The organism is Pseudoalteromonas rhizosphaerae (genome assembly GCF_028885455.1).
Classification (GTDB): domain Bacteria; phylum Pseudomonadota; class Gammaproteobacteria; order Enterobacterales; family Alteromonadaceae; genus Pseudoalteromonas; species Pseudoalteromonas rhizosphaerae.
In genome coordinates, this window is record NZ_CP118496.1 from 217,050 (window position 1) to 229,154 (window position 12,105).

8 protein-coding genes are annotated in these 12,105 nt (G+C 40.5%); 2 read left to right on the top strand and 6 right to left on the bottom strand.

Annotated elements, in window-relative coordinates; genetic code table 11:
• Positions 1-467: 467 nt before the first annotated feature.
• The 4 genes from PVK79_RS01055 to PVK79_RS01070 are packed head-to-tail and all read right to left on the bottom strand — an operon-like array spanning position 468 to position 6,958.
• Positions 468-2,870 (bottom strand): GNAT family N-acetyltransferase, encoded by a 2,403-nt coding sequence (locus tag PVK79_RS01055; protein ID WP_257325148.1) that lies wholly within the window; start codon positions 2,868-2,870, stop codon positions 468-470.
• Positions 2,870-4,066: an MFS transporter gene (locus PVK79_RS01060; RefSeq protein ID WP_257325149.1), complete on the bottom strand. Its 1,197-nt coding sequence runs from the start codon at positions 4,064-4,066 to the stop codon at positions 2,870-2,872. The genes PVK79_RS01055 and PVK79_RS01060 overlap by 1 nt, the downstream gene beginning before the upstream one ends.
• On the bottom strand, positions 4,063-5,379 hold the full coding sequence (locus PVK79_RS01065; RefSeq protein ID WP_257325150.1) for a lysine N(6)-hydroxylase/L-ornithine N(5)-oxygenase family protein: 1,317 nt from the start codon (positions 5,377-5,379) through the stop codon (positions 4,063-4,065). The genes PVK79_RS01060 and PVK79_RS01065 overlap by 4 nt, the downstream gene beginning before the upstream one ends.
• Complete coding sequence (locus PVK79_RS01070; protein WP_257325151.1) at positions 5,372-6,958, bottom strand: pyridoxal phosphate-dependent decarboxylase family protein; 1,587 nt, start codon at positions 6,956-6,958, stop codon at positions 5,372-5,374. The genes PVK79_RS01065 and PVK79_RS01070 overlap by 8 nt, the downstream gene beginning before the upstream one ends.
• 129 nt (positions 6,959-7,087) lie before the next feature.
• Here PVK79_RS01070 and PVK79_RS01075 point away from each other — a divergent pair, with 129 nt between their 5' ends.
• Together PVK79_RS01075 and PVK79_RS01080 are read left to right on the top strand one after the other, a co-directional pair.
• Positions 7,088-9,175: a TonB-dependent siderophore receptor gene (locus PVK79_RS01075; protein WP_425607888.1), complete on the top strand. Its 2,088-nt coding sequence runs from the start codon at positions 7,088-7,090 to the stop codon at positions 9,173-9,175.
• 15 nt (positions 9,176-9,190) lie between these two features.
• Complete coding sequence (locus tag PVK79_RS01080) at positions 9,191-9,934, top strand: siderophore ferric iron reductase (RefSeq protein ID WP_257325153.1); 744 nt, start codon at positions 9,191-9,193, stop codon at positions 9,932-9,934.
• Positions 9,935-9,993: 59 nt separating this feature from the next.
• On the opposite strand, the gene glmU is transcribed toward PVK79_RS01080, so the two are convergent.
• Both glmU and PVK79_RS01090 read right to left on the bottom strand, forming a co-directional pair.
• On the bottom strand, positions 9,994-11,352 hold the full coding sequence (gene glmU, locus PVK79_RS01085; RefSeq protein WP_182718519.1) for a bifunctional UDP-N-acetylglucosamine diphosphorylase/glucosamine-1-phosphate N-acetyltransferase GlmU: 1,359 nt from the start codon (positions 11,350-11,352) through the stop codon (positions 9,994-9,996).
• A gap of 317 nt (positions 11,353-11,669) precedes the next feature.
• Positions 11,670-12,092: a F0F1 ATP synthase subunit epsilon gene (locus PVK79_RS01090; RefSeq protein ID WP_145241679.1), complete on the bottom strand. Its 423-nt coding sequence runs from the start codon at positions 12,090-12,092 to the stop codon at positions 11,670-11,672.
• Positions 12,093-12,105: the final 13 nt, after the last annotated feature.

Sequence of the window (12,105 nt, forward strand, 5' to 3'; positions counted from 1 at the left end):
TTCAATTGAGACTCTAAATTTTTTGCCTTGCTTAGCGAACTAAGCTCGGCTGTTAGAACTCAATCTGTACGAGTGCCCACACAGATGATTGCTTTATATTGTTAAAGAACGCTGCGGTTAAAGTTAAACTTTATCTCGCTAGGGCTGCGCATATTACGCTTTCCTATTTTTTTGTCAACACTTAATTTTTAGTTTCTTTTAAAAGATTTCAAAGCTAAGTTTTACTCGACTTACTTACCGTTTGTTCAGCGCTTTTCATTGCTGCCTGCCGGGTCAGTGGATGCGCATTATAGGGATATTCTTGAGGCCGTCAACGCTTTATTTCAGTTTTATTAAATTAATTAACTATTTGCTCAAAAGGCATACAAACAAGGCGTTACAGCGTTATTTTCGCTTAAATTTTCAGCTATGAGAGCAACCAAGCTGCGCATACAGACCTGATCCATCTCATAGCTAAATAGCAATTATTAAACTGTTGCACTGTTATCTTTTTTAATTGGATTAAATGCGGCTATCGGATTGATTAATTTTCCTTCAAATTTAAGATTTTTTGCCGGATCTGCCAAATCTATCATTTGCTGATTATTACTTAACTGTAATCGGTTTAAACACGACAAGGTGAAATCAGCACTAAATAGATCGTACTTGATAAACTTATCTTTTAGTTCTGGGTGTGATTGTTGATAGCTAATTACACACTCTGCAACTTGTTGCCAAAAGTCTCGTTCTGAATAGTCGTTTTGCTGATCAAGGATATCAGCCACGAACCTAAAGAAACAATCAAACACATCTGTAAAAATTGACAGCACTTTTAATTCATCGGGCACATCCACAGTTAAGCGTTGAATATTATCCGCCAGTACTAAATCTTTATTAAGAATAGCTATCTCCTCGGCAATATCTTTCATTATTGCTTTGGCTGGAATGTTGTTCTCAAGTAACAGGATCAAGTTTTCACCATGAGGCATAAATACTAAGTCATGGGAGTAGAAACAATGAAGGAGTGGATCTAAGTATGCTTTTAGATATTTAGCAATCCATATATGAGTACCTATCTTGGCTGATTTTATCAAAGCAGGTAATAACGCTTGTCCTTGATTATCTATATGCAGCAGCGACGCCATGGTCATTAAGCGCTGATTACTCTTTATCTTTGGCATTGGGCTTTCACGCCAAAGTGCAGAAAGCATTTTTCGATATGGGCTGTATTGATCGGTTGCGGCTTCTAGAGCGTGATTATAATAACCAATTGCTGCAACCTCACGCAGAATTGTAAAACCGGATTCAGCTAAGTACGGATCCTGTGATACTACTTGTGCTACCCAATCGTTAATTGCGGGAGTTGCACTCATATAATAAGGCGATAAACCACGCATGAATCCCATATTCAAAATTGACAGTGCGGTCTTTACATAGCGTTTATGCGGATGTGTTTTATTGAAAAAAGTACGAATAGACTGCTGCGGCTGATATTCATCTTCACTGTATCCTAAGCAAACCAAATGCTGATCAGCAATATCGTTAGAGAATAACGACGCGAGTTTATTAAACCACTGCCAAGGATGAACGGGGAAAAAAAAGTAATCGTCACTATTTACTCCACGCGCTAATAGCTTTTGCTTAAATGACTCTATGGTGTGCGTCGATAGCTCTTGCGTTATGAGTGTTTGATAATCTAAATCATCGGTGGTCGAAAACACCACTCTATCTTTATGCGCACCTAGCCAAACCAGCTGTAAGTGCGCGCCAGTCTCTGGTGCGTATTGGCGATAATCATTGGTATCAAACCCTATTCGACCATTGTTTGCTATAAAGCAAGGATGACCTTCCGTCATCGCACTCTCTACCTGTTGAAAATCCGCAGTGGTGAGCTGCTCAGCAGTCAATGCTGGCAGCTGATGCTTATAAGCACTGCCATATAAAGTACTGGCTATTTCTTCTAAATAAGTAGGCAGCATAGCTTGGCTGATACCTAAACTATGTTGTAACTCACAAATAAAGGCGATTGAATCGAGCTCGGCTACTTGGTTATCTATTTGTTTTTCAATTGAGTCTGCTGCTATATGCCAGTGATTCAAATACCCCAGCTTGGCTTTAAAGCGATAAACAATGGTTTCTTTGTCTGTACTGAGCTCAAAATATTGCCAATCTGCATCTTCATTGGTCAATTGCGGTTTTATCAGCCGCTCATGAGCAAACTCACTCAAAGCTTTGCGAACATGTAACCTATTTACATGCCGCCATAGCTGTGGCGTTAAATGACTGACGGCTTGCTCTGGGCTCAGCGGAATGTGCTTCATAGTATTATCCTTATTTAATGCGTGATAAAAGTTATCACGCGTGCAAAATGCGAGATGTGCGGTTTTATGAGTTAACCTAACCGCAGATTGATAACGAAAGCCGGCTTTAGTATTCAAACAATGAATTTTGTTATTGCGAATATCGGGTTCAACAATAACGCGCTGATTTTTGTCATTAGCAAAAATGAAATTCATCACCAGTTGAAACACCGACCAAGTAAAGCCATGCACCTTGTTATTGCTTTGGGCAATCAGAATGTGCATGCCAATATCACCTGCTTTGACGGGGTAATGATTACCTATTTCATCTAATAGAGGGTCATATAACTCAACTAAAAAACACGCGCTATTGTTTGCGTAGCCGATATAAATATCACTATGTGCTAACAGGCTTTGATATTCTTGCTGTAACTGCTCAATAGTAAATTCCTGCATGCCCCAAAACTGCGCATGAGGCTGAGTAACCCACTGGTGAATTAACGCGAGATCTTGTGCTAGGCTAAATGGCCTTAAGCTAAGCTCTGCGATATTAGTAAACTGCTGACAAAAAACAGCTGTTGTAATGGACATTATTGAGCCCTCGTGGTCGATGCCAGATTGGCGCAAGGAGTATGGCGTCGACTTTGCTTGCTCAGTAGCCATAAACAACAAGCTGATATAGCGAGCCCACCAGCGGCGACCCAAAAAGGTATTACTAAACCAGAGCTTTTAACCAGCAAACCCGCGCAGTAAGAAGCTAAAAGTACACCTAAGCTTTGGCAAAAACTGACTTTACTAAAATCTTCAGCGTACTTGTCTGGCGTACTCACTTGGTAAAGCAGCAGATCAAGACGCACAATAATAATGAATAGCGATAGACCGAACAGGCAGCGTCCTGCGATCACTACTAAGTAAAGAGGGCTGGCTTGTAATGCAACGCCTGTAATGATCAACATAAAGACAACTAATAAGTTGATGGGGTTGCGATTTGTGTGCTGCCGCCAATGATTAAAGCACAGCGCAAGCAATGCCATAAAAGCAGGGATAGAAAACACAACACTCGCTAGGACGATACTGGAGGTGTCGCTAATACTTTGCCAATATGCCGCAAAAAAAGGCCGGATCAAAAAAGCACTAAAGTAAAAGCACAACATAACAATGCCAAGTTGATATACAGGCCAACGACTTGATGAAGTGATTGATGTTTTTGCTACTGGAGGCGACTGATTTTTACTAGGCGCTAATCTTATGAGATAGGCGCACACAAAAACCTGAGTAAAATCGCTTAGAGCCATTATTAAAAATGCGGCTTTGCCAGGAAGAGCCGATAACACAAAGCCACCAGCAAGTGCGCCAAGTATGGTGCCAAAGTGCACCACAACACTAAGCATTGCAATCGTCGTAACGTGATTTGTTTTCGCTTCCAAGCTCATTAAGTATGGATAAGCCAGTAAATAGCTGGCTTTAAAAGCAAACATAGCCATGGAGGAAAACCAAAACCAATTTAAGTCGCTAGCAAAAAAGCTACTGACACTAAATACACCCGCAGCAATTTGGCTATAAACCAATAAAGGTAGCACATTAATGTATTTACTAATGAAGGCCCAAATAGGAAAACATACCATGACAACAAAGCAGCTGGCAGCAATGTAAGTGCCAACATAGGCAGGGTCACTTATATTAAATACCGCACTAAAGAAAGTAGGATAAAACGGCAATAACATTGAATCACTGAGCACTGCAAATACCGTTACCGCGATCAACAAAACTTTAAACTGCTTACTCATGCGCGAAACTGCTCTACTTCGTCGCTTAACTCATAATTGGGCGCAGCAAACTCCTGAAAAGCTATTTTACGTTCTATTGGATAATATTCATGTCCGGTGATCGCACGAATAATACAAGAGTTGCGATAACATGCCATGCCTAAATCAGGAGTCACAAAACCATGGGTGTGTTGCTCTGTATTTTGTACAAAAATACGTTGATGCTGCTTGTCTATTGAGTAATTACGAGCAACTTGATAAAGCCCCGCGTCGTCACTATCAATGCAATGACTGATCCCTGCTAAAAAGCTCGGTTGGTAAGACTGATAACCCGTTGCAAAAATAACGCTTTGGGTGTTTAGTGAATAACCTTGCTGCTGTTCAGTTTGCTCTAAGCTAAGTTCAAAACCCTGCTGGTGGCTCAGGTAGGTCATATCAATCAATGCCGAGTTTGTGTGCAAGCTTACTGGCAATTTAGCTGTTAGCCGTTTGCTATAAAGCAAATCAAAAATATTGTTGATCAATTCGCTATTAATACCTTTATAGAGATTATGCTGACGACGATTTAACTGCTGGCGTTTTTGTTCTGGTAATTGATAAAAATAATCAACGTATTCTGGTGAGGTCATTTCTAACGTTAATTTAGTGTATTCGAGCGGATAAAACCGTGAAGAACGAGTAAGCCAATTTAGTTGATAATCATACTGATCAATCTCTTGTAATAAATCATAAAAAATCTCAGCGGCACTTTGCCCGCTACCAATAATGCTGATCGACTGTTTTTGCTGTAATTGACTTTTATTGGCTAAGTAGTTGCTGGAATGAATAACCCCCTCTTGCAACTTAAATGCTTGAGCACATTGAGGATGACGTGGCACCGGCCCGGTGCCTAACACTAAATATTTAGCTAGATACACTTGTTCTGCTGTTTGTACTATATAAATATCTTCGTCTTGGCTGTACTCAACATGCTGAACCTCTGAATTAAAACGTATATTAGGCAGCTGCTTTGTTGCCCACTGGCAATACTGATTATATTCTTGGCGAAGTAAGAAAAAGTTTTCTCTAATATAAAAAGAATACAGTCGACCTTGCTGCTTTATATAGTTTAAAAAGCTATAAGGGCTAGTAGGGTCAGCAAGCGTTACCAAGTCAGACATAAAGGGGGTTTGTAAACTTACCTCAGGAAGCATCATGCCTGGATGCCAATTAAACTCAGCTTTTTTATCTAAAAAGAGGCTGCTGACTCCTTCAAGTGGCGCAGTTAAACATGCCAGACTTAAATTAAATGGCCCTAAACCAATACCAATAACATCATAAATGGACTTATCCATAGCTAACTTCCTCCAGTGCAAGACTTAAAGGAGCATGTTCGTTCGCTAAATCACTTGCTAAGTATTGATAACCATATTGCTTTATAAGCCTTACAACTTGCTGGATATCATTGATAGTGGTGGCACAGTTCAGTAAGGTGAACTTTAAATATTGTTTATCTGCTACCTTAGTTGCCGCGATCAACGCCTCACCTTGGCGAGATAACTGTTTACGAATATATTTATTTACGGCGTCCAATTCACTATCTGTAGCACCGCTATCGCCAACAAAACGAAATACCAGTGTACTTAACTGCGGCTGATGAATAATTTCAATATCTGCTTCAGAGGCTAATAACAAATAACCTTGTCGTGCTAAATGCATCACTTGTTCAAATGCTACACCTAAGTTTTGAGCTCCTACCGTACGCAGTGAAAACCACAACTTTAACGCATCAAAACGTCGTGTGGTTTGAATGCTCTTATTGCATAGATCTGGCGTTCCCGCTTGTTGCTGACTTAATGGGTTTAAATATTCGGCATGATAAGTAACAACTGATAGATGTTGCTTATCTTTTACAAAAAAAGCACTGCAGCTAACAGGCTGAAAAAATGACTTATGGTAATCAATAGTGACCGAATCTGCGCATTCAATACCCGCTAACTTGTGTTTATTATTGGGCGTTATTAATAAGCCCCCGCCATAAGCAGCATCAACATGAAGCCACGCACCACAGCGCTTAGCTATTTCAGCTATCTGCGTTAATGGATCGATACTACCAAAATCAGTTGTTCCAGCTGTTGCAACGATGGCCATAACGATATCGCCTTGTTGCTGACAGTGTTCGATTGCCTGATTTAAAGCGGTCATATCCATTCTAAAATATTCATCACACGGAACGCTTACAACAGCATCGTAACCAAGTCCTAAAATTGCGGCGGCTTTTTGAATACTAAAATGGCTAACTTTTGAGGTGAAAATTTTTAGTCGCCTAAAGTCGTGTGGTAAACCTTGCTGTTTATTAGTATGCCCTGCATATAAATGGCACTGAAAATCACGAGCTAACAACATCGCCATCAAATTAGATTGCGTACCACCACTGGTAAATACGCCATCAGCCTGCTCACCAAGCGCCAGTTTTGAGAGTGTCCAATCTACGATACTTTGTTCAATAAAAGTGGCACCACCACTTTGATCCCAGGTCTCTACAGCAGTATTAATCGAAGTAGCGAGCAATTCAGCAAGGATACTTTGATAAACAATCGGACAATTTAAATGCGCGAGATAGCGTGGATTATTAAAATAAACAGCATCTTTAAGATAAAGCTGAGCAACTTCTTCTAGTGCGTCCGGTATATCAAACAGCGGTTGATTAAGGTCAATACCAATAAATTTTTTAGCTAGCTCCTGCGGTAATATACCGCTAAATGGTTTTTGTTGTGTTGCGATTGTTTGCTCCAACAATTGCATAACCTGCTCAAGACCTATTTTAAAATTATCTATATTTTCCTTATTAAACATTGAATTAAGCATTGAACTTGCTTCATTAGTTGAAGCTTGCTGCTGTGAATCCGCCAGTAACACATTTAACTGAACCATGAGCACGATCACCTTTAATTGAAAACAATTGATAAATCTAAATGAGAATGTATACTAATCGCGTTTCCAATAAAGTGTCAATGGTTTAATTCTAGTAAAATTTAAGGAGTGATTGTGTTAAAAAAATCAATGTTTGGACTATCTGCAATATCATTATGTTTAATGAGTAACTATGGGTTTGCTGCAAAAAAGCCAGCCGCAGACGACATAGAAAGTATTGAAGTATATGGAAAAAGTTATCGTTCAACAGGGACCAAATCGAGTTTGACACCGATTGAATCGCCTATGAGTTTTGAGGTTTACGACAATAAATTACTAGAGTTACGCCAAGTAGATACCGTTAATGAAGCATTGCGCTATGTTTCTGGGATCACACCTGAAAATCGCAGTACAGTAACGATTTTTGACCAATATACGATTCGTGGTTTTGAAAGTTACCGTAATTTTTACGATGGTTTACCGCTGCAATACAACCTAGCTTATAACTTAGCTCCACAAGTAGATGCGTATGCAACACAAAGTGTAGAGATTTTAAAAGGCCCAGCATCGGTTTTATACGGATCGGCACCTCCAGGTGGCATGGTTAACCAAACAGCAAAAACGCCACAAGCATCCTCTGAGCACAATATTAGAGCCCGAATTGGTAGCAATAGCTTGGCTGAATTAGCTTTAGATAGCACAGGCGCTATTACCGACGGCGTTAATTATCGCTTTATTGCACTTGCCCGTAGCCGCGACGGCCAACAGCAAACAACCGAAGAAGAAAGAATCACCATTGCGCCCTCAGTAACTTTTGAGATAAGTGAGCAAACAAGCTTAAACCTTAACTTATATTATCAAGACGATCCTAAAATGGTGCCATCAACGCCATTACCCGCGAAAGGCACACTTTACGAAGCCAGTTACGGTAAGTTAGATGCTGATGCGTATGCTGGCGATGAAAACTGGGCTGAGTTTGCTCGTGAAGTCACTATGATCGGGTATAAATTAAATCATGAATTTTCAGATTCAATTTCGTTTTTGCAAAACTTTCGTTATACCAATGCCGATGCCACGCAACAAAATAGCTATGACTTCGGCTTAGCGGATGCAGATAAAATTTTAACTCGTACTGCCTATAAAACCATTGAAGACGCGGAAGGCTTCGTGGTTGATAACCAACTCGCGGTGCAATTTGGTTTAGCGAAGACTAATCATCAGCTATTATTTGGCTTTGAATATCAAACCCTTGATTCTACATTTGACTATGCCGATACTTTTGGTGCAAATACGCCAACACTTGATTTATCAAATCCAGATCACAGCCAGTTTAATGCAGCTACTACAGCCGCTTTAGATAGCTATCGTCAATTTAGCCGTTTAGAGCAATCTCAACGCGGTTTTTATCTTCAAGATGAGATAAAGCTCGATGCGCTGACAGTGATTGCTGGCCTTCGTTATGATAATTACTACAGTGTTACAGATGATACGAAAAGCGGTATATCTAGTAGTCAAGAAATCGATCAAAGCGATACCACTTTTCGTATGGCAGCAATTTATACCTTTGATAATAACATTGCTCCTTATGCCAGTTACTCAGAATCATTCGAGCCCACTTCGGGGGTAGATACCTTAACTGGCAAAGCATTTAAACCAACGACCGCAGAGCAAATTGAAGTCGGGATGAAATATCACAACAATGATGCAACAACTAAAATAACCGCGGCCTTTTTTGATTTGCGCAAACAAGATGTGGTGGTTAACACTCCAGACTTTATGAAATACACACAAAATGGTGAAGTACAATCGAAGGGTTTTGAGATCAGTGTTTATCAGCAACTCACTGACACTCTTGATGTTACTGTAAATCTAACAGATATGGATGTTGAGGTAATAGATAATCCACAAAACCCGGCATTGGAAGGTAAAACACCAATTTGGGTAGCAGAGCAACAAGCCTCAATGTGGTTAAATTACTTCTTTAACGATGCACTGGAATTTAATGGCGGTGTACGTTATGTCGGTGAAAGTCAGTTAGATGCCTTAAATTCCGATACAGTACCGGGTTATACCTTGCTTGATGCTGCCGCTAGCTATCGTTTTAACGACAGCTATAAAATAGGTTTAGCCGTGAGTAACTTAACAGACAAACGTTATGTGGGTGCTTGTTTTGATATAAATGGCTGTTGGATGGGCGCTGAGCGCAGTGTTGAGCTTAGTTTAAACGCCTCATTTTAAGTATCTAAACTCGTTATGAACGCTGAACACCTCGCCCTTAGTAAGCTGTTAAAGCTTGCTAAGGGCTACCACAGTGCTTTAAAAGTACCAGAACAATCAACAGATTGGCTCGATATACAATCGAGTTCATTGCTGGTTGCAAGGTTACACAAGTATTGGCAGCAGCAATACCCCGCTGCTGGGCGCAGTTATTGGGCAATCAAAAGCTGGGGCATGCTGTATTGGCAACCTGTCTATTTAGCGCTTATCAGCGTTCATGAACTTAATATGAGTTTTTCTTTGCAAAACTTTAAGCAACACTATCAGCAAGGTGTTATTGCAGGGCTGCAACTATCCACTATAAAAGCGCAGTACCATCAAAACCAGCAACAGGCAGTAACGGATATGGCTGCCCATTTGAAACGCTATGTTGTTAAGTTACTCACAGATTTAAACCTCGTTGCAAGGCTTAATGAGCGTTTGGCGATGTCCTTATTAGCTGACACACTATTAGCAATACTACTACTTCATGCAAAGCGAAAGCCGCAGTTTAATATTCATGTAATGGCAGCGCACTGGTTGCATGCTCTCGATATCTCAGAGGCGGGGGAGTTTATTATGCTTACAGCTTGCTCAGACTCATTAGCATTAACGCGAAAAACATGTTGTTTGCATTACCAAATAGGTAATGTTGCAAAGTGCGCTAATTGCCCAAAACAACCTCAGCAAATTAAAGTTCAACGGATGCAACAGGAGTTAATAGCAGTATGTTACAGCTAAATAAAAAGCAAAAAGCGAGTATAAACTCGCTTTTCTAGCTAAGGTAAACACTACTGCACTTACTTTTTAACTGGGCGTTTCCAACCGGTTAAGTTGCGCTGTTTTGAACGCGCGATTGCTAGCTGTTCATTTTCAACTGTGCTGGTGATCACAGAACCTGCACCAACAGTTGCTGTTGCGCCAATGTTTACCGGTGCAACAAGCGATGAGTTAGAGCCAATAAAGGCATTATCACCAATAATGGTTTTGGCTTTATTTACGCCATCGTAGTTACAGGTAATAGTACCGGCACCAATATTTACTTTTTCGCCAATTTCAGCATCGCCTAAGTAAGAAAGATGATTTGCTTTAGAGCCTTTGCCTAAACGGGTTTTTTTCATCTCAACAAAGTTACCAATATGCGAGTCTTCTTCCATAATCGCACCTGGGCGCAGACGTGCATAAGGCCCCAAAGTACACTTGTCGGCTACGCTTGCATCATCAATTAAGGTATTAGCTTTAATAATTACGTTATCGCCAATCGTACAATTTTTAAGTACGCAGTTAGGGCCAATTTCAACGTTATTACCAAGAGTAACTTTACCTTCAAAAATAACGTTTACGTCAATTAATACATCTTCACCAGTTGTCACTTCGCCGCGTACATCAATGCGAGCAGGGTCGGCAAGCGTTGCACCATTAAGCATTAACTGTTCGGCTTGCCACGACTGATATGCGCGTTCAAGGCCTGCAAGTTGTACGCGGTTATTTGCACCTTCAACTTCCATTGGATGATCTGGTTGTGCTGAGCTTATCTCTACACCTTCACTGTGCGCCATTGCGACTATATCTGTGAGGTAGTATTCACCTTGCGCGTTTTCGTTAGATAAGTTGCCTAACCAGCTTTTCAGCAGTTTACCGTTTACAGCCATAATGCCAGTGTTTACTTCGTTAATAAGTAATTGCTCTGCGCTTGCATCTTTTTGCTCAACAATACCCACTAGCTTGCCATCAACACGTAACATACGGCCATAACCATTAGGGTTAGCTAAATTAACAGTAAGCACGGCTAAGCCGTTTTTAGGTGTGGCAGCGAGTAAACGCTCAAGGGTTGATTGCTTTGTCAGTGGTACGTCACCGTATAAAACCAATACAGTGTCTTCATCATTAATATGTGGGTTTGCTTGTGCCACTGCATGGCCAGTACCAAGCTGCTCAGCTTGAAGTACCCAGTTTACATCGTTGTCAGCAAGTTGTTGTTGTAATAATTCGCCGCCATGACCAAAAACTAAGTTAGTAGATGTCGCACCGAGTGCTTTAGCATTATCGATAACGTGTTGCACCATAGGTTTACCGGCAACTTTATGCAGCACCTTAGGTAGAGCAGAGCGCATACGAGTACCTTTACCCGCAGCAAGAATTACAGTAGTAAGTGACATTAAAACAATATCCTTCTTTCTTTGTTTTATTGAAATAAATAAGCGCGTGTAAATTCAAAAAGGTTACGTAAGTCACATCATGTGCACTTACTCAATGGCAATCTAACAGTAGCCACTGAATCTAAGCTGAAATCACAACTTGCTTTGTATTAGTTATATTGTAACGGGGATCGATGAAGGATATAAGTAAAAATAATGATAAAGAGCTGTAAAAGTAGAGTTTAGAAAAATGATAGCGTTCTAATAAAATAACAATGCAGTATATTTCAAGCACAAAAAAGCCCACATAAAGTGGGCTTTTTGAAAACCAGATAGGCTTACTTTTTACGTAATTGCTGAATAACGCGTAGCTGTGCAATTGCTTCTGCAAGTTGTACTGCTGCTTGTTGATAATCTAATTCAGCGGCTGAAGAATTCGCCATTTGCGCTTCAGCTTCACGTTTAGCTGCTTCTGTTGCTTGTTCGTCAAGGTCTTCACCACGAACCGCTACATCAGCCAAAATAGTCACTATGTTCGGTTGCACTTCTAGAGTACCACCAGCAACATACATTACTTCTTCGTGACCAAATTGCTTTACTAAACGTACCATACCAGGTTTAAGGGCAGTCAATAGTGGCGCATGTCCTGGGTTTACACCTAGTTCACCTTCACTACCGCTTACTTGAATCGATTCAACCAGACCAGAGAATAACTTCCGCTCTGCGCTTACTACGTCAAGATGTACAGTCATAGCTGCCATACTACCCTCCTAA

Coding starts and splice junctions, on each gene's coding strand:
- PVK79_RS01065 (WP_257325150.1), bottom strand. CDS start 5,379: ATGGATAAGTCCATTTATGATGTTATTGGTATTGGTTTAGGGCCATTT.
- PVK79_RS01060 (WP_257325149.1), bottom strand. CDS start 4,066: ATGAGTAAGCAGTTTAAAGTTTTGTTGATCGCGGTAACGGTATTTGCA.
- PVK79_RS01070 (WP_257325151.1), bottom strand. CDS start 6,958: ATGGTTCAGTTAAATGTGTTACTGGCGGATTCACAGCAGCAAGCTTCA.
- glmU (WP_182718519.1), bottom strand. CDS start 11,352: ATGTCACTTACTACTGTAATTCTTGCTGCGGGTAAAGGTACTCGTATG.
- PVK79_RS01090 (WP_145241679.1), bottom strand. CDS start 12,092: ATGGCAGCTATGACTGTACATCTTGACGTAGTAAGCGCAGAGCGGAAG.
- PVK79_RS01080 (WP_257325153.1), top strand. CDS start 9,191: ATGAACGCTGAACACCTCGCCCTTAGTAAGCTGTTAAAGCTTGCTAAG.
- PVK79_RS01075 (WP_425607888.1), top strand. CDS start 7,088: ATGTTTGGACTATCTGCAATATCATTATGTTTAATGAGTAACTATGGG.
- PVK79_RS01055 (WP_257325148.1), bottom strand. CDS start 2,870: ATGTCCATTACAACAGCTGTTTTTTGTCAGCAGTTTACTAATATCGCA.